General features: G+C 42.3%; 13 protein-coding genes, 2 tRNA genes and 3 rRNA genes. 7 read left to right on the top strand and 11 right to left on the bottom strand.

Annotated elements, in window-relative coordinates; all coding sequences use genetic code 11:
• The first annotated feature begins 11 nt into the window (after positions 1 to 11).
• The gene (gene rlmF, locus QE382_RS05125; protein ID WP_307184956.1) at positions 12 to 923 is read left to right on the top strand and encodes a 23S rRNA (adenine(1618)-N(6))-methyltransferase RlmF; all 912 of its coding nucleotides are present in this window, start codon (positions 12 to 14) and stop codon (positions 921 to 923) included.
• A 74-nt stretch (positions 924 to 997) separates the two neighbouring features.
• On the opposite strand, the gene QE382_RS05120 is transcribed toward rlmF, so the two are convergent.
• Both QE382_RS05120 and QE382_RS05115 read right to left on the bottom strand, forming a co-directional pair.
• Positions 998 to 2,692, bottom strand: coding sequence for an amino acid permease (locus QE382_RS05120; RefSeq protein WP_307184955.1), 1,695 nt, complete (start codon positions 2,690 to 2,692; stop codon positions 998 to 1,000).
• 79 nt (positions 2,693 to 2,771) lie between these two features.
• Positions 2,772 to 3,455, bottom strand: a complete 684-nt coding sequence (locus tag QE382_RS05115; protein ID WP_307184954.1) for a hypothetical protein — start codon at positions 3,453 to 3,455, stop codon at positions 2,772 to 2,774.
• A gap of 103 nt (positions 3,456 to 3,558) precedes the next feature.
• On the opposite strand from QE382_RS05115, the gene tyrS reads away from it, so the two are divergent.
• Positions 3,559 to 4,842 (top strand): tyrosine--tRNA ligase, encoded by a 1,284-nt coding sequence (gene tyrS / locus QE382_RS05110; protein WP_307184953.1) that lies wholly within the window; start codon positions 3,559 to 3,561, stop codon positions 4,840 to 4,842.
• Positions 4,843 to 4,966: 124 nt separating this feature from the next.
• Here the strand turns inward: tyrS and QE382_RS05105 are convergent, their stop codons facing one another.
• Entirely contained in the window at positions 4,967 to 5,476 is a 510-nt protein-coding gene (locus QE382_RS05105) for a GNAT family N-acetyltransferase (protein WP_307184952.1), read from the bottom strand.
• Between the two features lie 239 nt (positions 5,477 to 5,715).
• Between QE382_RS05105 and QE382_RS05100 the strand changes: the two genes are divergently transcribed.
• Both QE382_RS05100 and lolA1 read left to right on the top strand, forming a co-directional pair.
• The gene (locus tag QE382_RS05100; protein WP_307184951.1) at positions 5,716 to 8,451 is read left to right on the top strand and encodes an FtsK/SpoIIIE family DNA translocase; all 2,736 of its coding nucleotides are present in this window, start codon (positions 5,716 to 5,718) and stop codon (positions 8,449 to 8,451) included.
• Position 8,452: 1 nt separating this feature from the next.
• Complete coding sequence (gene lolA1, locus QE382_RS05095) at positions 8,453 to 9,106, top strand: outer membrane lipoprotein periplasmic chaperone LolA1 (protein ID WP_307184950.1); 654 nt, start codon at positions 8,453 to 8,455, stop codon at positions 9,104 to 9,106.
• Positions 9,107 to 9,213: 107 nt separating this feature from the next.
• Here lolA1 and QE382_RS05090 read toward each other — a convergent pair whose 3' ends face one another.
• A complete protein-coding gene (locus QE382_RS05090) occupies positions 9,214 to 10,026 on the bottom strand; it encodes a lytic transglycosylase domain-containing protein (protein WP_307184949.1) in 813 nt (270 codons plus the stop codon).
• Between the two features lie 242 nt (positions 10,027 to 10,268).
• Between QE382_RS05090 and QE382_RS05085 the strand changes: the two genes are divergently transcribed.
• Together QE382_RS05085 and QE382_RS05080 are read left to right on the top strand one after the other, a co-directional pair.
• Complete coding sequence (locus QE382_RS05085) at positions 10,269 to 11,810, top strand: pseudouridine synthase (RefSeq protein WP_307184948.1); 1,542 nt, start codon at positions 10,269 to 10,271, stop codon at positions 11,808 to 11,810.
• 94 nt (positions 11,811 to 11,904) lie between these two features.
• On the top strand, positions 11,905 to 12,372 hold the full coding sequence (locus QE382_RS05080) for a pyrophosphohydrolase domain-containing protein (protein WP_046671593.1): 468 nt from the start codon (positions 11,905 to 11,907) through the stop codon (positions 12,370 to 12,372).
• A 119-nt stretch (positions 12,373 to 12,491) separates the two neighbouring features.
• Here the strand turns inward: QE382_RS05080 and mnmL are convergent, their stop codons facing one another.
• The 7 genes from mnmL to QE382_RS05045 all read right to left on the bottom strand — a co-directional run bounded on the left by mnmL (position 12,492) and on the right by QE382_RS05045 (position 19,427).
• Positions 12,492 to 13,433: a tRNA modification radical SAM protein MnmL/YtqA gene (gene mnmL, locus QE382_RS05075; protein ID WP_307188012.1), complete on the bottom strand. Its 942-nt coding sequence runs from the start codon at positions 13,431 to 13,433 to the stop codon at positions 12,492 to 12,494.
• A 535-nt stretch (positions 13,434 to 13,968) separates the two neighbouring features.
• Positions 13,969 to 14,080 (bottom strand): 5S ribosomal RNA (gene rrf / locus QE382_RS05070).
• Positions 14,081 to 14,219: 139 nt separating this feature from the next.
• Positions 14,220 to 17,101, bottom strand: a 23S ribosomal RNA gene (locus QE382_RS05065).
• A gap of 231 nt (positions 17,102 to 17,332) precedes the next feature.
• Positions 17,333 to 17,406: transfer RNA gene (locus tag QE382_RS05060), tRNA-Ala, on the bottom strand.
• An 11-nt stretch (positions 17,407 to 17,417) separates the two neighbouring features.
• Positions 17,418 to 17,491, bottom strand: a tRNA-Ile gene (locus QE382_RS05055).
• Between the two features lie 125 nt (positions 17,492 to 17,616).
• Positions 17,617 to 19,145 (bottom strand): 16S ribosomal RNA (locus QE382_RS05050).
• The 16S, 23S and 5S rRNA genes sit together here with 2 tRNA genes alongside, the layout of an rRNA operon.
• Before the next feature lie 120 nt (positions 19,146 to 19,265).
• Entirely contained in the window at positions 19,266 to 19,427 is a 162-nt protein-coding gene (locus tag QE382_RS05045; protein WP_307184947.1) for a hypothetical protein, read from the bottom strand.
• Positions 19,428 to 19,535: 108 nt separating this feature from the next.
• On the opposite strand from QE382_RS05045, the gene QE382_RS05040 reads away from it, so the two are divergent.
• Positions 19,536 to 19,853: a hypothetical protein gene (locus QE382_RS05040; RefSeq protein ID WP_307184946.1), complete on the top strand. Its 318-nt coding sequence runs from the start codon at positions 19,536 to 19,538 to the stop codon at positions 19,851 to 19,853.
• The last annotated feature ends 254 nt before the right edge of the window (positions 19,854 to 20,107 follow it).

The raw sequence follows: 20,107 nt of genomic DNA, 5'->3' as shown, positions 1-20,107 counted from the left end.
AATAATACATCATGGCAGACGCTAATCCAAAAAAGAAATTACATCCTAGAAATAGACATCTCGATAACTACAATTTTGAAGAACTGAGCAAAGTAGAACCCTCGCTCAAGGAATTTGTAATAGAAAATGCTTACAATGTAAAATCCATCGATTTTAACAATTCTGATGCCGTGAAGACATTAAACAAGGCGCTTCTAAAGAAATACTATCACATTCAACACTGGGACATTCCCAAAGAGAATCTTTGTCCTCCTATTCCCGGCCGCGCTGATTATATTCATTATATCGCGGATGTGCTTGCGCGCGATAACAACAATGAAATTCCAAAAGGCGGAAGTATCCATATCCTTGATATCGGTGTTGGTGCCAATTGTATTTACCCGATCATCGGCCATCAGGAATATGGCTGGAGCTTTGTAGGTTCCGAAATCATTAAGAGCGCATACAAAAATGCAATCGAGATAACACGAACAAACATGAGCCTGAAAAAGAGCATACAAATACGCTTGCAAAATAATCCAAAGGCCATATTCAAAGATATCATCCTTCCAGGTGAAAAATACGATGCAGTGATCTGTAACCCGCCATTTTTTAGCTCTCAAACCGAGGCTTTACAACAATCCATCCGCAAAACCACCGGTATAAAAGATGCTAAGATAGACGAAAAACCAGTCACACAAACTTTTTCTGGGCAGGGAAGCGAATTATGGTGCGATGGTGGTGAAAAAGCCTTCCTGTCACGCATGATCTTTGAAAGCCAGTTTCACAAAGATCAAGTAAAATGGTTCACGACGTTAGTGGCACATCGTGAAGACATTCGCTTTCTACAACACAAACTAAAGAAAATAAATGTAAAAGAGACGGAGGTGATCCGCATGGAACAAGGCAACAAAGTAAGCCGGATCCTCCTATGGAGATTCTAATAACGACATACAGGATTCAAAAAAGGAGCTATTTTACGAAAGATAGCTCCTTTTTTGAATAGGATTGTCAAGTATTATACTCGCGTCAACTTGTTTAACTTAGAATGTTTATAGCCATACATAAAATACACAGCCAAGCCGACCACGAGCCAGATCACAAATATAATCCAGTTACTGGCCCCCAATTCAGTCATTAAATACAGGTTGATCAAGATGCCAACAACAGGCAATAAAGAAAAATTCATTTTGAAACTGTAAACACTTAGCCCGAGCCAAATCAGCCAAAATATAATGACGAGCATTTTATGTTCTATAATTTCAAGTGCCGACAGCGATTTCCATTCCTGCACCGTTCCCTGGCCGTAGATAAAAATGAGCACAATAGCAATCAACAGTCCCCCACCAACTACATATTTACCGTTGATATACGGAACCTTAAATTTCGACTTTGCAGACAAGCCGGAATAGTCCATATACAATACACCTGCACAAACAAGGATAAAGGCAAAAAAGGTGCCCACGCTCGTCAAATCCACAAAGAAGTCCATTTTAAAAAATAACGACGGGATGGCTACCACCAATCCCGTGACGACCGTAGCGAAAGAAGGCGTTTTATATTTGGGATGGATTGTTGCAAATTTCTTCCACAACAGACCATCCCTGCTCATGGTCATCCAGATTCTTGGTTGAGCCAGTTGATATACCAATAAGGCACTAGTGATGGCAATTACAGAAGTCACCGATATAATTCCCGCCATATGATCAAAGCCAACGTACTTAAAGACAAAAGCCAACGGATCCTTTACATTCAATTCTGTATAATTGACCATTCCTGTCAATACCAAAGTTATGGCTACATAGAGTACTGTACAAATCAATAAACAATAAATCATGGCTTTAGGCAGGTCGCGCTGGGGATTTTTACACTCTTCGGCAGTCGTCGATATCGAATCAAATCCGATAAAAGCAAAGAAAACCGCGGCAACACTTCCGAGTACACCTTTGAGGCCATTAGGTGCAAAGGGAGTCCAATTTTCGGGCTTTATGAAGAATATTCCACCGAATATTACCGCCAGAATAATAGCAACTTTGATCATCACCATGATCATACTCGCTTTTTGAGATTCCTTTATACCGATATAAACCAACCATGTGACCAAAAATGTAATGACCCCCGCTGGTAAATCGAAAATAATAGGTAGCCCTCCTATTCGCGGAGCACTGTTAAAAGCATCTAACCCATGCTGATCGATTGCAGTTAAAGCAGCCGCACCATGCTGGTTCATCTTGTCTACAGCATCGTAAGCATAGCCTGGAGCCATGGATAACCAAGGCGGTATGTGAACACCAAAGCCCTCCAGCATAGAGACAAAATATTGCGACCACGAAATCGCAATCACCGTATTCGAAACAGCATACTCTAAAACCAATGCCCAACCGATGATCCAGGCAAACAATTCACCAAATGCCACATAAGCATAGGTATACGCCGAGCCCGAAACAGGAACTGTACTGGCAAATTGCGCATAAGCCAATGCCGTAAAAACACAGGCAAAAGCTGTAAAAACAAAGAGAAGTGATACTGCAGGTCCACCTTCATAACTGGCCAATCCAATTGTGCTGAAGATTCCAGCTCCAACAATGGCGGCGATACCCAAAGAGACCAGATCTGTTACACCCAATACCTTTGCAAGGCCTGTTCCCTCTTCTTTTTGAGTGTCATGGAGAATCTGATCAACACTTTTCTTCCGAAAAAGTCTATGTGACATGTAAATTTAGTTTTGATACTTAAAATTATGCGAAAATAAATATTTTCAAGGTCTTATACTATTGGTATTTTCTGATAGGCTAACTAAAGTCCATCAGCTCATATTGAATATACTGGTAAATTTCCTGATAATCGGCCATCTGTATATGCAGATAAGAAATCAGCTGTTGGGTAAGTGCCTGTCTTTGCTGCGCTGAAACGTCAAAATGCCACAATCGCTTACAAATGTTGAAAAGCGCCCCAGCAATTTTTTCCACCTGTGCATAGTCGTAAATATACTTCCAGTCTATAAACTGATGATAGAATTTTTCAAACTTCGGAATGTCATGAAGTTGATTTATTGCCAAAAACTTTCGCAGGGCATCTTGGTTGACGTGTATTAGCGCGGCGTAGAATTTATCGATAGAAACAGCGCTCTTTTGTGTGAGTATATGATCCAACAACAGCTCTAGCCCAATATGTGCCATAAAGGAAGGCCGGATAGGCAATCCCACCAAACTCGGCTGAATTTGTAACTTGAGCTGATGCGTATGATGAAAAAAATAAGTTGAATTATGAAAAAGTCGATCCACTTCAATATGACGGTTCCAACCGATATACATTTGCTCCAATAAAGGATTATTCAAAAGCTCATCTTCATACTGACGAGGCTTTAGCATAAAAGATTTATCAGCATTCTTTAATAGATCGGGTAGTAATCCACCTACAATACGTTCGGGATTAGTGGCAAACCGTTCAAAATAAAAATGTGATAAAAAATTCATACCAGCTTATTAGCGTGTGGTTTTATACGGATTTATTCGCTCAATATACGCTTAATCTCCTATCTTTGCATCTTGTAAATTAAAAAATTAAATCCATTTAACAATGAGCTTTGTAGAAGAATTACGTTGGAGAGGCATGTTACAAGACATTATGCCGGGAACTGAAGACTTACTAAATAAGGAAAAAGTCGCTGGTTATATCGGTTTTGACCCCACAGGAGACTCTCTACACGTAGGACACTTAACTCAAATCATGACCTTGATCCATTTCCAAAATGCGGGCCATAAGCCGGTTGCTTTGGTTGGAGGAGCAACGGGGATGATTGGAGACCCTTCTTTCAAATCTGCAGAGCGTAACTTGTTGGACGAAGCTACCCTACAGCATAATGTAGCTTGTCTGAAAAAACAGTTAGGCAAATTTCTCGAATTTGGAGAAGGTGAAAATGATGCCCAAATGGTTAATAATTACGATTGGTTTAAAGATTTTAAATTTTTGGACTTTATCCGTGATATTGGTAAAATGATTACCGTTAACTATATGATGGCAAAAGATTCTGTAAAAAAACGTTTAGAAGGCGATAATGGTCTTTCATTTACAGAGTTTACCTATCAATTGATTCAAGGATATGACTTCTATTACCTTTGGAAGCACCACAACTGCAAAATTCAGATGGGTGGGTCTGATCAATGGGGTAATATCGTAACAGGAAGTGAAATGATTCGTCGTCAGGATCAAGGAACAGCCTATGCCATCACCACACAATTGATCAAAAAAGCGGATGGCCAAAAATTTGGAAAGACAGAATCTGGGGCAGTATGGCTAGATCCAAAGAAAACTTCTCCGTATAAATATTACCAATTTTGGTTGAATACGTCCGATGATGATGCTAAAAACTGGATCAAAATCTTTACGCTAAAACCTCAGAGTGAAATAGAGGCTATTATTGCAAACCATGATGCCGCACCTCATCTACGTGTAGTTCAAAAAGCATTGGCAAAAGATATCACCATTCGCACTCACTCGGAAGAAGCTTATGAAACAGCGATCAAAACTTCTGAGTTTCTTTTTGGAAATGGTTCCTTAGAATTCTTGGACAACTTAGATCATGAGGCTGTTCTAGATGTATTTGAAGGTATTCCGCAATTCCAGATCGCTCGTACAGATCTCGCTGCAGGAATCAATATTCTTGATTTACTGGCTGTTCAGACTCAAGTATTCCCTTCAAAAGGCGAAGCCCGAAAAATGCTACAAGGCGGGGGAGTTTCTATCAATAGAGAAAAGGCTACGGATATTGACGCCTCCATTACAATCAATCACCTGCTAAACAATAAATATATTGTTGCACAACGCGGTAAAAAGAATTATTACCTGATTATCGCAGATTAGTGATCAGCAATATCCTGATTTAATAATCCATAAGCATAACAAAAAGTCCCTTTTGAACAAATCAAAAGGGACTTTTTGTTATGCGGTCAAAAGCTGTTTTTTCACTATAAAAAAATTGAGCGGATTATTTCAATAGTTTTTCAAAAGCTTTACGTGACGCGCCCCTAAAATGCACCTCACCACAATATTGGTATCCCAATTTTTGAAACACATGCAACATACCACCATTATCAAAATTAGTATCTACCTTGATACTATAAACCGAATGGTCAATTGCAATCTCCTCAACCCCCAGCATAATAGCCGTTCCTAGACCCTTTATATGAGGATCCTGCGCCGAGGCAAGTCTGTGTATACCGACATAGGGACCATTGCTCAACCATTTCCCATCAATATCATCATAAGCAGGCTCCAAATCAAAAATTATTGCAACATAACCTACAATCCTATGCGCTACTTCAACGACATGACCATATCCTTTATCAATATCCGACTGCACGACATCCTCATTCGGATACCCATCTTGCCATTGCCTACTGCCTTGTTCCTTCCTTAAGGCAATCGCCTGCTGTATGATCTCCCAAATTCGTCCTTTATCAGCTAATGTAGCTTTACGTATCTCAAACTTATTCATGCTATCTCGTGTATTTTTTCGTAAAACTACATATTTTACTGCAACTCTATTCACCATTCTTTTATCCGACCCATTTGCAGGGCATAGTATTTGCTAGTCCTTATACCTATCACGCTTTTTAGCGACATCTAAATTTATTCATTCATAAAAAACGACAAACTTAAAATAATAGATCATAGAAATCCTTAAATACTATCAAAATAACTAAGTTTGTAAGCAGTATAATTGTGAGCTTTTCAATGTCAAACAAAGGAAATACATTTAGGCAGACAGGAAATTCAGTTTCTGGCAAACGTGCCTCTCAAAAGGAATCGACAACATTTAAAAAAGAAAAAAGTCTAAAAAACACTGTACCAACAGATTATTCTGATGCACAGCAAAAGGCGGTCAAGATATTAGGAATTTTATTGATCTTGCTTTCTTTGGCTTTTGCCACAGCTTTCGTTTCGTATCTATTCACCTGGGAAGACGATCAAAGTTATATCGCCAAAACCAATGGCGGCTGGTCTACATTATTCCGGTCTGTAGAAGAGATCAATGATGAAGCGGTGGATCTACCTGTTGTCGATAATAAATTAGGAAAATTTGGGGCATTGCTTGCCAACCAGTTCATGTACGAATGGTTTGGTGTCGCATCGTTTCTTTTTATCCCAGTGATCTTTATTTTAGGCTATCGCTTGCTGTTTAAAAAATCTTTGCTGCCATTGTACCGTGCTGTGGTCTATTCCTTTGTTGCCATCGTTTTTATTTCCGTAACACTGGGCTTCTTACATGGATTTATGGCCGACACTCCGCATATGCTCGAGGGTAAATTTGGCTTTTGGACCAATAAATTATTGGAAGCACAAGTTGGCATTGTCGGCGTTGGGTGTATATTAGCTTTTGCATACCTCACCACATTAATCTTACTATACAACCTCGATTTCAAATTTGTTCTTTTCAGTAATAGAAAATCCAGGTCATTTTCGGGAGATATAGATCAGGAGGACGAAGATGAATACGCTACACAACACCTAAGGAACAAAATTCATATTGAAGATGATTCCATCCAATCTGTCCGGGAATCTATCCAACGGCCGACATCCATCAACGAACGTTTTCAATCTGCCCGTGAAAAGGAAGTCCAAGAAGAGCTTCAACGCCCTGCATTTACCCACCATCCAATTCCTGATGTACAAATTGATCCGAAAGACAAAGTGGTACTATCATTTGATGATAGCCCGATGGATCGAACAGATCATACACCATCTATCAGTTTTACAATTGACCAGCCGAGTGAAGAATTCGAAGACGCAGAAGTACCGCTAATACGTGAATACCAACCGCCAGCTGTTGCAACTCCGTCCCAGAAAGAACCTGAACCATCACTCGAAATCGAAGCAGTGCCAGGTCTTGTTGTGGAAGATATCAAAGAAGAAAAAGAAATCACCGCCAGCGACCTTGTAGCGCAATTCGGACAATATGATCCAAAATTGGATCTTTCAGGTTATCAACACCCAACGTTGGATTTACTGAGAGACTATGGTGGGGGTAAAATAACAATCAATCAACACGAACTCGAAGCAAACAAAAACAAGATTGTTGATACCCTGAGAAACTATAGCATTGAGATCGAAAGCATCAAAGCAACCATAGGGCCAACGGTAACTTTGTATGAAATTATACCAAAACCAGGGGTAAGGATTTCAAAAATTAAGAATTTGGAAGATGACATTGCCTTAAGTCTTGCTGCTTTAGGCATCCGCATTATTGCACCTATGCCCGGAAAGGGAACTATCGGTATTGAAGTCCCAAACTCCAATCCAGAGATGGTCTCCATGCGATCGGTACTCGCTACTGAAAAGTTTCAAAAAACAGAAATGGATCTCCCTATCGCGTTAGGTAAAACAATCTCCAATGAAGTGTATATTGCAGATTTAGCGAAAATGCCCCACCTCTTGGTTGCAGGTGCTACCGGCCAAGGTAAATCAGTCGGTATTAATGCCATTTTGACCTCTTTGCTGTACAAAAAACATCCGGCTGAGCTCAAATTTGTGCTTGTTGACCCTAAAAAAGTGGAGCTCTCTTTATTCAAAAAAGTTGAACGACACTTCCTTGCGAAATTACCTGATGACGGAGATGCCATTATTACCGATACTAAAAAAGTAATTAACACACTAAATTCCTTATGTATAGAGATGGATCAGCGGTATGATTTGTTAAAAAATGCACAGGTACGTAATTTAAAGGAATATAATTCAAAATTTATCAATCGCCGATTAAACCCTCAGGAGGGTCATCGATTCTTACCTTATATCGTTCTTATTGTTGATGAGTTTGCCGACTTGATGATGACAGCAGGAAAAGAGGTAGAAACACCAATTGCGCGTTTGGCCCAATTAGCCCGTGCAGTGGGCATTCACCTGGTCATAGCGACCCAGAGACCATCTGTTAATATCATTACCGGTACAATTAAGGCCAACTTCCCTGCTCGTCTTGCATTCCGTGTTTTATCAAAAGTCGATTCACGGACCATTCTCGATACGGGAGGTGCAGATCAGTTGATTGGTCGAGGTGACATGCTGCTGGCAACGGGAAGTGATCTGATACGTATCCAATGTGCATTTGTCGATACGCCTGAAGTTGAACAGATTTCAGACTACATCGGTGCACAACGAGGCTATCCTTCGGCATTTATGCTTCCGGAATACGTAGATGAAAACGGTGATGGTTCTGGCAGTACAGATTTCGATCCCAAAGACCGCGATCAATTGTTCGAAGAAGCTGCCCGATTGATTGTCATGCATCAGCAAGGCTCAACTTCATTAATCCAACGTAAATTAAAATTGGGTTACAACAGAGCAGGACGAATCATCGATCAATTGGAAGCTGCAGGAATTGTAGGTCCATTTGAAGGTAGTAAAGCACGCGAAGTGCTCTATCCAGATGAGTATTCATTAGAACAATTTTTGGAGACGTTAAAAAAGGACAACTAAAATGAAAAAACAATTATGGTTTATTGTAGGGCTGCTATTTATGATGTACAGTCAAAACAGCTATGCACAAAATGATGCGGCTGCTAAGGCGTTATTGACAAAAGTGAGCCAAAAGTACAATACATACAAGACAATACAGGCCAACTTCTCATTGCTTATTAAACAAGCGAGCGGAGGATCACATACAGATGCTGGAACCCTATACCTGGACAAGGCTAACAACAAATATCAGGTGAACACCAAAAATCAAGTATTGATATCAGACGCCAAAACACAGTGGAATATCATGAAAGCTGAAAAAGAAGTTGAAATTTCAGAAGCCAGCAATTCGACCAATGAGATCAACGCAACAAACATCTTTAGCTTCTATACGACTGGTTTTAAGTATACATTGACCAATGCCGAAAAGGTCAATGGACTTACACTGAATGTCGTGAATTTAACCCCAGTGGATAGCAAAAAAAACTATTCAAAGATAAAGCTGCGCATCAATAAAGCAACAAATTTGATCTACGATACCACTATATTTGATAAAAGTGGAAACCGCTATACCTATACATTAGCTTCACAACAGGGAAATAAGGCACTATCAGAAAATCTATTCGTATTTAACAAGAATGATTACAAAGGATTCGATATAGTCGATTTAAGATAAGAATGCATCGATCATATACGACTTAAAAACGCAGTGCAATAGAAAGGCTTTCAAAATCGGAAAGCCTTTTCTATTGCACTGTAGACATTATTGTAATTCAGCTGATTTTACAGCATATTGGGTTCCTGATCTAAGGTTTCCGATTCTTTATTTGCATAACGCGAATAGCCATGCTTCTGCGGATGTTCAATAATTTCCTTCATTGAAACAAGCTTGTATACATAAGAACCGGTTTCATTATTCAACTTCAACGCGAAATAGTCGTCCTTTTTTTGCCTCCTCATGGAGCCCTTTAGACTACCATCACCGACATTGTATGCAGCAGCCACCAAAGTCCAGTTTCCAAATTGGGCATACAGATATTTAAGGTATCTGGCAGCAGCATGTGTTGATTTAACAAGATCTTTCCGGTCATCGACTTTACCATTGACTCTCAATCCATACAAACGGGCTGTTGCAGGCATAAATTGCCAATAACCACCTGCACCCTTGGAGGAGACTACAGCCTTACTGAGCCCACTCTCCACCAATGGAATGTACTTAAAGTCCTCCGGAATACCATGTGATTTAAGGATCTTAGCGATCATCGGCAAATAGGTCTCTGCCTTTCTATGCATATCGTATGATCCTGTCTTTTTAAACGAGAATCGATTGAAAAATTTGCGCAATTTACTTTCCACAAGCGGACGATCCATAGGTAAGGAATCTTCAGCAAATGTCAAGGAATTCATATAAGATTCCAACGAATTGCTTTTTTCTTTCTTCTCTTCATCTTTTCCAGAATGAGCTGGAATTAAGATAAGCTTTGGCTCGGCGATCTTACCGCCGTTCGAAGCGTTGTTGTGTGGGGTTGAGTATAATTTCGACAGCAATAAAGCAAATAAAATTACACTACTACATAAAACTTTCTTTCTTATCATTTACTCCCTTAATGCTATCTTATCCACGAGTCTAATCGATCAAAAAATAGCTTGGTTCAAATTCAAGGGTACAAAGGTAAACACTATTTATTTAAAAAACAAATAGTTACCTGCTAAGCACTTTTAAGCGGCTTTTTAGCTTAAAAATGAAGTAAATTCAGGAAAAGAGAAAAAGATAAGGATTTTTTCGCAAAACCCAAAATTATACCTAACTTTGCTGTTCACATTTTTAGTAAAACACAATGCCATTCAGCAATAAAAGGAACAGTCGTGATGACAACTCCAGAAAGTCACGAGGCAACTCAGACAGCTTCAAATCTAGAAGCGACAAGAACAATAGTTTCGGAAAAAAATCATACGGGTCAAACGACTCTTCTGAAAGAGGATCTTTCAGAAAAGATGATAATCGTGAAAATAGATCATTCGGATCTAAAAAATTCTCAGACAGACCATCATTCCAAAAAGATAATAATTCCTCCCGTTCAAAAGATAATTCAGAAAAATCATTCGGTAGAGGATCTCGTCCATTTGATAAAAATAATTCTTCTAGATCTTTTGATAAAAAAGATTCCTTCAATAAATTCGACAGATCAGAGCGTTCTTTTGACAAAAAAGATAACTTCAAACGTAACGACAGAAATGACGGTCCAAGGTCATTCGACAGATCAGAACGTTCTTTCGACAAAAAAGATAACTTCAAACGTACCGACAGAAATGACGGTCCAAGGTCATTCGACAGATCAGAACGCTCTTTTGATAAAAAAGATAACTTCAAACGTACCGACAGAAATGACGGTCCAAGGTCATTCGACAGATCAGAACGTTCTTTTGATAAAAAAGCTAGCTTCAAACGTAACGACAGAAATGACGGTCCAAGGTCATTCGACAGATCAGAACGTTCTTTTGACAAAAAAGATAGCTTCAAACGTAACGACAGAAATGACGGTCCAAGGTCTTCAAACAGAAAATTCGACGGAGAAAGAAGTCGAAATTTCGATGATAACAAGAACTTTGGTGAAAAACAATATATTAAACGTCCGAAGAAAAAAGCTGCGGAGTCAGAAGACGACGGCTTAGTTCGTTTGAATCGTTACATCGCTAATGCTGGCATTTGTTCAAGACGTAAAGCAGATGAACTTATCACGGCTGGTGTCATTTGGGTAAATGGAGAACCTGTTACCGAATTGGGTACTAAAGTAGACCCGGCAACAGATGAAATCCGCTACAACAACGAACGCTTGAAACGTGAAAAAAATGTTTATGTTTTATTGAACAAACCAAAAGATTATATCACGACTACAGACGATCCCCAAGAGCGTCATACGGTGATGGAACTTGTTTCTAAAGCAACCAAAGAAAGAATCTATCCTGTCGGTCGCCTTGATAGAAATACGACTGGACTCCTTTTAATGACAAATGATGGAAGCCTTGCCGAAAAGCTTTCGCACCCGCGTAACAGCATCAGCAAAATCTATAATGTCGAACTAAACAAAAGCCTTACACAAGGCGATTTTAACAAAATTAACTTTGGTATCGAATTAGAAGACGGTGTGATCAAACCAGACGATTTGAGCTATGTACAAGGCGGATCAAAACGCGAAGTCGGCATCCAGATTCACTCCGGAAAAAATCGTATCGTACGCCGTATTTTTGAATCTTTAGGATATGAAGTAGTTAAATTAGATCGTGTGGTATATGCCAATCTGACTAAAAAAGACTTACCTCGTGGCCGTTGGAGATACCTAGAAGAACGAGAAATCGTGCAATTAAAGCATCTCCTTTAATCGCTCAAGGATATCAATAAAAATAAAGGACGGTCATTCAGTTAACCGTCCTTATTTTTTTATATTTGCTCTTTAAAATAAAAAAACAAAGAATATGACTGATCCGAAAACACTTTCTTCCGTTGCGGAATTCCATAAAACATTCCAACATCCCATCCTCGACACGCCTACTATTCCATCTGAACAACGATGCGCTTTAAGGGTATCGTTGATTGCTGAAGAATTAAAAGAATTAGAAGAAGCTATACAAGATAAAGATTTGGTAGAGATTGCAGATGCACTATGTGACATCCAATATGTACTTGCCGGCGCAGTATTGGAATTTGGCTTAAAAGATAAATTCTCGGCCCTTTTTGATGAGGTTCAACGTTCTAACATGAGTAAAGCATGTAAAGACGAAGCGGAAGCAATTGCTACCCAAGAACACTATAAATTGAAGGGTGTAGAATCTTATTACAAAGAAGTTGATGGCAAGTTTTTAGTATTCAGAACTGCTGATAACAAAACTTTAAAATCCATCAATTATTCTCCAGCAGATCTAAAAACGATTGTTGAGGGCTAAATGGAAAAGATAAATAAATAAGGCTTCTCTAGAGAAGCCTTATTTATTTATCTTATTTTACGTTCAAACCATCTTTTCAATGCACGTGTTGCAAACTTTAAAAGAAAAGAATATAGACGCTAAAAGAGACTTCCCTGCACAACTTGACGTGCCTCCAAGCCTTTATCTATTGCCGTTTGTATATGTGACTTCGGAAAGCCCCAATTTGGTGCTATCAACAACTCTTTGTCTGCAATCCCGAAAATACGTTGAATAATCAGATCAGGCCGTAATCTTGGAATCAATTTGGCTAAGAAATCAGTATAACCTTCTATCGAGAAAAGTTCGAAAGGTTCCCTTTTATATTTTACCCCCATAATGGAGCCCTCTACAATATGTAAATGGTGCAATTTCACAAATTTAATCTGTGGAAACCGGTTAATCTCGTCTGCATACTTTAACATCATCTCTTCAGATTCCCATGGAAAACCAAAGATTGTATGTACACAAATCTCTAGAGGTGTATTCTTTAACATATCCATTGCCTGAATAAACTCATCATGCGAACAGCCTCTATTAATTTTCTCCAATGTATCGTTGTAGATAGATTCCATGCCCATTTCCAAATCTACATCATAGCGATCCGTATAAGACTCCAATAATGCGATCTTTTCAAAATCCAAACAATCAGGACGTGTTCCCACGGAAAGACCTAAGGTATTTTCAGGATCAATGCTTAGTGCCTCATCATACATCATTTTTAGTAAATGAGTCGGCGCATACGTATTCGTGTTCGGCTGGAAATAGATAATAAACTTTTCCGCACCATAGCTATTGCGCGCTCTTGCGATTCCCGATTCCACTTGTTCCCGTATCGATGGAATTTTGCGCGCTGTATCCGGCGTAAAAGAATCAACATTACAGTACGTACAACCGCCGTAGCCCTTACTGCCATCGCGATTAGGACAGGTAAAATTACCATCCACAATCACTTTAAACACTCGTTGTCCGTTATACTTTTGCTTTAAATAAGCCCCGTAATGATTATACGGTTTAATTCCGTTATCCAATAATGTACCCATTGCCATGCAAAGTTACTCAATTAAAATCATATGTCACCATTACTTTCTTAGGATCGAATGTTAAACTGATCCGCGCGTCCCGAAAACCTTCCCAAGATAACTTATATCAACTATTATTCACCCGTTCCTTCAAACCCGAGAAATTTCCCCTACTTGCTAGCATCGGCGAATCGTCATAGGAAGTAGGCACACGTTAATAGAGCATGAAAACTGTTCACATTTTTAAAATGACAAATACCGCCTAAAATTATCTTTATCGGCTGAAGTCAATATTTCGATCTTCTTTAGGCTAAAGCGTGTATAAAAATAATATAGGGTTTGGTAATACAATGCATTCAACCAGCTACCCACTACTGGAAATAGCAATGACAATAGAATATAGAAAGTGGATCTTCACTGGTCCCGAATCAGGTAAGGATGGGAAAGGTACATGGCAGATGGATTACCCTCCGCTGGACCGGCCTCACCGACGGTCGGGGGCAGCATCCAAACGAAAGAAGCCCTTGACTGTTTCCAGCAAGGGCTTCCGTGTAAAAAAAGGCACCGACCTACTCTCCCACCTGTTACGGCAATACCATCGGCTCTGGCGGGCTTGACTGCTCTGTTCGGAATGGGAAGAGGTAGACACCGCCGATATAGGCACCTAAAAATCTTTATTGGCTGATATATGATATCCATATCATGTGATCCATGCCAAATGACATATATACTGAAAGAGTTACGTTTCTGTTTTGTTATTCTTTTCGTTTCTAAAAATTAAAGAGGAAGACAACAGTGTCTGTCTGCTTGAGAAAGCTTCGGGCTATTAGTACCACTTGGCTTTGGTCTCTCAACCTTTACACCTATGGCCTATCAACGTAGTCATCTTCTACGACCCTATAAGGAAGTCTCATCTCGTGGCTAGTTTCGCACTTAGATGCTTTCAGCGCTTATCTATTCCAGACGTAGCTACCCTGCCGTACACCTGGCGGCATAACAGGTTCACCAGAGGTCTGTCCAACCCGGTCCTCTCGTACTAAGGTCAGATCCACTCAAACTTCCAACGCCCACAACAGATAGGGACCGAACTGTCTCGCGACGTTCTGAACCCAGCTCGCGTGCCACTTTAATGGGCGAACAGCCCAACCCTTGGGACCTTCTCCAGCCCCAGGATGTGACGAGCCGACATCGAGGTGCCAAACCTCCCCGTCGATATGAGCTCTTGGGGGAGATCAGCCTGTTATCCCCAGCGTACCTTTTATCCTTTGAGCGATGGCCCTTCCATACAGAACCACCGGATCACTATGTCCGTCTTTCGACCCTGTTCGACTTGTCGGTCTCACAGTCAAGCAAGCTTATGCCATTGCACTCCGCGTACGGTTACCAAGCGTACTGAGCTTACCTTTGAAAGCCTCCGTTACCTTTTTGGAGGCGACCACCCCAGTCAAACTACCCACCAAACAATGTCCTCCACATGATGGAGTTAGAAACCGGATACAGAAAGGGCGGTATTTCAAGGTTGATTCCATGACTCCTGGCGAAGCCACTTCAACATCTCCCGCCTATCCTACACATCCTGTACCCAATCTCAATGTTAAGCTATAGTGAAGGTGCATGGGGTCTTTCCGTCCCGTTGCGGGTAATCGGCGTCTTCACCGATACCACAATTTCACCGAGCTCATGGCTGAGACAGCGCCCAGATCGTTACACCATTCGTGCAGGTCGGAACTTACCCGACAAGGAATTTCGCTACCTTAGGACCGTTATAGTTACGGCCGCCGTTTACTGGGGCTTCGATTCAATGCTTCTCTTGCGATGACATCCCCTCTTAACCTTCCAGCACCGGGCAGGTGTCAGGCCTTATACTTCATCTTGCGATTTTGCAAAGCCATATGTTTTTGTTAAACAGTCGCCTGGGCCTTTTCACTGCGGCTGCTCTTACGAGACAGCGCCCCTTCTCCCGAAGTTACAGGGCCATTTTGCCGAGTTCCTTAGCCATGACTCACTCGAGCACCTTAGGATTCTCTCCTCGACCACCTGTGTCGGTTTGCGGTACGGGTCTTCATAACCTGAAGCTTAGCGGGTTTTCTTGGAAGTCTGTTTACCTGCTCTATCAGCGCCACCGGAGCTTTGCTGTACTATTGGGTTTCAGCTGGAGTTGCGGATTTGCCTACAACTCCAATACCTACGCCTTTCAACGAACTATTCCGTCAGTTCGCGGCAGTGTCACTACTCCGTCACCACATCGCAGTTATGAAGAGTACTGGAATATTAACCAGTTGTCCATCGGCTTGCCCCTTTCGGGTGCGCCTTAGGTCCCGACTGACCCTGATCCGATTAACGTTGATCAGGAAACCTTGGTCTTTCGGTGGGCGGGTTTCTCACCCGCCTTATCGTTACTTATGCCTACATTTGCTTTTCCATAACCTCCACAGTTCATTGCCAAACTGCTTCTCCGGCGATGGAATGCTCCCCTACCAGATGCACATCTTTCAGTGCAAATCCATAGCTTCGGTACCGTTCTTGATGCCCGTTTATTATCCACGCCCGGCCGCTCGACTAGTGAGCTGTTACGCACTCTTTAAATGAATGGCTGCTTCCAAGCCAACATCCTAGCTGTCTGGGCAACCGGACCTCGTTAGTTCAACTTAGAACGGATTTGGGGACCTTAGCTGATGGTCTGGGTTCTTTCCCTCTCGGCCTTGGACCTTAGCACCCAAAGCCTCACTGCCGGCTATATTTGATAGCATTCGGAGTTCGTCTGGATTTGGTAGGATTTGACTCCCCCGCACCCAATCGGTAGCTCTACCTCTATCAAACTCCACGCCGACGCTGTTCCTAAAAACATTTCGGGGAGTACGAGCTATTTCCCAGTTTGATTGGCCTTTCACCCCTACCCTCAGGTCATCCGGAAACTTTTCAACGTTTATCGGTTCGGTCCTCCATTACATGTTACTGCAACTTCAACCTGCCCAAGGGTAGATCACAAGGTTTCGCGTCTACCTCATCTGACTATCCGCCCTATTAAGACTCGCTTTCGCTTCGGCTGCGTCCCTGAAGGACTTAACCTTGCCAGACAAGAGTAACTCGTAGGCTCATTATGCAAAAGGCACGCTGTCACAGAACTCGTCTGCTCCAACCGCTTGTAAGCACACGGTTTCAGGTTCTTTTCACTCCCCTGTTCGGGGTTCTTTTCACCTTTCCCTCACGGTACTGGTTCACTATCGGTCTCTCAGGAGTATTTAGCCTTACCAGATGGTGCTGGTGGATTCCCACAGGATTTCTCCGGTCCCGCGGTACTCAGGATACCACTATGCCAATATTCTTTACCTGTACGGGGCTCTCACCCTTGTCGCGCAGTTTCCCACCTGCTTCCAGTTCATAGCATTGTACAATATCGTGGTCCTACAACCCCGTCTATGCCGTAACATAAACGGTTTGGGCTCTTTCCCGTTCGCTCGCCACTACTTGGGAAATCATTGTTATTTTCTTCTCCTACGCCTACTTAGATGTTTCAGTTCAGCGCGTTCGCGTTTTATACGGCTATTCTTCAAATAGCCAGGTTGCCCCATTCGGAAATCTCTGGATCAAGTCGCATTTGCCAATCCCCAAAGCTTATCGCAGCTTATCACGTCCTTCTTCGCCTCTGAGAGCCTAGGCATCCCCCGTGTGCCCTTATTTACTTTCTTCACCGGCATAGCCTTTTGCTACTATGCGGCTGCTTTTGATATATATACACGTATGCTACGTAAAGATTCGTTCGGCCTGGACCGAGGGTCTCCTCTCTACATCGAACACATACACGTATTGTCTCTATACTGTTGTCTTCTCTTGTAATTTTTTTTCTCTTTCAATATGTCAAAGAACTCTTTTTCCGGTTTGTTTCTTCGGAGCATCTGTCGATGTTCCTACCGGAGATGTGGAGAATAACGGATTCGAACCGTTGACCCCCTGCGTGCAAGGCAGGTGCTCTAGCCAGCTGAGCTAATTCCCCTTAACTTTTCGTAGTCCCGAGCAGATTTGAACTGCTGACCCCTACATTATCAGTGTAGTGCTCTAACCAACTGAGCTACGGGACTAGCTATTTCCTGTTCATCTATCTCTCTCGGTCCTGCTCCCTTAGGGGCGGGCACTTTCTTCTGATGTTTTTTTCTTCTTTTGCAATCATATGTAACGTGACGAGTACCGATCCGCGATACTCTAGAAAGGAGGTATTCCAGCCGCACCTTCCGGTACGGCTACCTTGTTACGACTTAGCCCCAATTATCGGTTTTACCCTAACACGCTCCTTGCGGTAACATGCTTTAGGTACCCCCAACTTTCATGGCTTGACGGGCGGTGTGTACAAGGCCCGGGAACGTATTCACCGCGTCATTGCTGATACGCGATTACTAGCGAATCCAACTTCATGGGGTCGAGTTGCAGACCCCAATCCGAACTGTGAATGGCTTTTAGAGATTAGCATCATATTGCTATGTAGCTGCCCGCTGTACCATCCATTGTAGCACGTGTGTAGCCCCGGACGTAAGGGCCATGATGACTTGACGTCGTCCCCACCTTCCTCTCTGTTTGCACAGGCAGTCTGTTTAGAGTCCCCACCTTAAATGCTGGCAACTAAACATAGGGGTTGCGCTCGTTGCGGGACTTAACCCAACACCTCACGGCACGAGCTGACGACAGCCATGCAGCACCTAGTTTCGTGTCCCGAAGGACGGATGCGTCTCTGCATCCTTCACTAACTTTCAAGCCCGGGTAAGGTTCCTCGCGTATCATCGAATTAAACCACATGCTCCTCCGCTTGTGCGGGCCCCCGTCAATTCCTTTGAGTTTCACCCTTGCGGGCGTACTCCCCAGGTGGATAACTTAACGCTTTCGCTGGGACGCTGGCTGTCTATCGCCAACATCGAGTTATCATCGTTTAGGGCGTGGACTACCAGGGTATCTAATCCTGTTCGATCCCCACGCTTTCGTGCATCAGCGTCAATACCAGCTTAGTGAGCTGCCTTCGCAATCGGAGTTCTAAGACATATCTATGCATTTCACCGCTACTTGTCTTATTCCGCCCACTTCAAATGGATTCAAGCCCGTCAGTATCAAAGGCACTGCGATGGTTGAGCCACCGTATTTCACCCCTGACTTAACAGGCCGCCTACGCACCCTTTAAACCCAATAAATCCGGATAACGCTCGGATCCTCCGTATTACCGCGGCTGCTGGCACGGAGTTAGCCGATCCTTATTCTTCCAGTACATTCAGCCAGATACTCGTATCTGGGGTTATTCCTGGACAAAAGCAGTTTACAACCCATAGGGCAGTCATCCTGCACGCGGCATGGCTGGTTCAGGCTTCCGCCCATTGACCAATATTCCTTACTGCTGCCTCCCGTAGGAGTCTGGTCCGTGTCTCAGTACCAGTGTGGGGGATTCTCCTCTCAGAGCCCCTAGACATCGTCGCCTTGGTAAGCCGTTACCCTACCAACTAGCTAATGTCACGCGAGCCCATCTCTATCCTATAAATATTTAATATCTAACCGATGCCGGTCAAATATATTATGCGGTCTTAATCTCTCTTTCGAGAGGCTATCCCCCTGATAGAGGTAGGTTGCTCACGCGTTACGCACCCGTGCGCCACTCTCACCATCTTCGAGCAAGCTCTCCGATGGATCCCGTCCGACTTGCATGTATTAGGCCTGCCGCTAGCGTTCATCCTGAGCCAGGATCAAACTCTCCATTGTAAAATGAAGTTTTTGATTCCAACTATTTATAAATAATCAGAATTCTTTTTTTATATCTCTGATCTTGGATCGAATGGAACAATTACTTGAATTTGTTCATGACTTTCGACTTTCGTCTGTCTACTCGTCACGCTTACATGATTGTGTTTTCTTAAAGAACTTTGTCGCTTCAACTTCCGTATCCGCTTTATTCCGATGGGCATTGCGCCCCTCTTTATCTTTTTTGTTTTCCCTCCGTTTCCGTTGGGACTGCAAAGGTAGAAATCTTTTCTGAACTTCCAAAAACTTTTTGAAGTTTTTTTTCTTTTCTCTTTTTCCGATTTCTGCGTTTAAAATAAACCCAGCGGGATTCTAGATCCTGCCAAACTCACTTAAACCCTTCTTTTTTCATTGGCTCCCTCTTTCGTGGTAACCGTCCCTCCCTTGCGGAGTGGTGCAAAGATAGGAAGTTTACAAACAAACTTCCAAGCATTTTGTTCTTATTTATTTCATTTTGTCCTTAACTGCCTGGAAGGATGGGAGATTCTTTTTCGAATGGGGTCTCCCGGAGCGATATTGCAGGGACGGATGGCAGATAAACGGAGCTCCGGGCGGGTAACTGGCGAACGGCAGCTGCGCTCTGGCGGAATGGCCCGGGAGGCCCAAGTCTGTGGAAGGCACGCCGCCGGGGATTATAGCAAGGTTTCTTGCCCGGGTTTTATCAAGTAGACACAGCCGTGTTAAAAGGCCTGCCGAATGCGTAGTATAGGAAGGCCGATCGAAGGCATCAAAGACGCTATCATGTTATAGGTTAGTTTAGGGTTTAGTTAGGGTTTAGTTAGGGTTAGTTTAGGTTTAGTATAGGTACAACCTATACTAAACCTAACTTAAGACTAAGCTATAGGTAAGCAAATTCTAAAATAAGGGGCAAGAAGGTACCAATTATGTTGCTTCGATATAAACCCCACACTATAACGGGATAA

The sequence above is a fragment of the Sphingobacterium zeae genome, assembly GCF_030818895.1.
Taxonomy (GTDB): domain Bacteria; phylum Bacteroidota; class Bacteroidia; order Sphingobacteriales; family Sphingobacteriaceae; genus Sphingobacterium; species Sphingobacterium zeae.
Note: the sequence above shows the minus strand (reverse complement) of the source record. Positions and strands in the feature narration are given on the sequence as shown.

What these genes read in the sequence shown, in the direction of transcription:
- mnmL (WP_307188012.1), bottom strand. Translation starts at nt 13,433, where the DNA reads ATGGGTACATTATTGGATAACGGAATTAAACCGTATAATCATTACGGG.
- QE382_RS05080 (WP_046671593.1), top strand. Translation starts at nt 11,905, where the DNA reads ATGACTGATCCGAAAACACTTTCTTCCGTTGCGGAATTCCATAAAACA.
- QE382_RS05090 (WP_307184949.1), bottom strand. Translation starts at nt 10,026, where the DNA reads ATGATAAGAAAGAAAGTTTTATGTAGTAGTGTAATTTTATTTGCTTTA.
- QE382_RS05100 (WP_307184951.1), top strand. Translation starts at nt 5,716, where the DNA reads ATGTCAAACAAAGGAAATACATTTAGGCAGACAGGAAATTCAGTTTCT.
- lolA1 (WP_307184950.1), top strand. Translation starts at nt 8,453, where the DNA reads ATGAAAAAACAATTATGGTTTATTGTAGGGCTGCTATTTATGATGTAC.
- QE382_RS05105 (WP_307184952.1), bottom strand. Translation starts at nt 5,476, where the DNA reads ATGAATAAGTTTGAGATACGTAAAGCTACATTAGCTGATAAAGGACGA.
- rlmF (WP_307184956.1), top strand. Translation starts at nt 12, where the DNA reads ATGGCAGACGCTAATCCAAAAAAGAAATTACATCCTAGAAATAGACAT.
- tyrS (WP_307184953.1), top strand. Translation starts at nt 3,559, where the DNA reads ATGAGCTTTGTAGAAGAATTACGTTGGAGAGGCATGTTACAAGACATT.
- QE382_RS05120 (WP_307184955.1), bottom strand. Translation starts at nt 2,692, where the DNA reads ATGTCACATAGACTTTTTCGGAAGAAAAGTGTTGATCAGATTCTCCAT.
- QE382_RS05085 (WP_307184948.1), top strand. Translation starts at nt 10,269, where the DNA reads ATGCCATTCAGCAATAAAAGGAACAGTCGTGATGACAACTCCAGAAAG.
- QE382_RS05115 (WP_307184954.1), bottom strand. Translation starts at nt 3,455, where the DNA reads ATGAATTTTTTATCACATTTTTATTTTGAACGGTTTGCCACTAATCCC.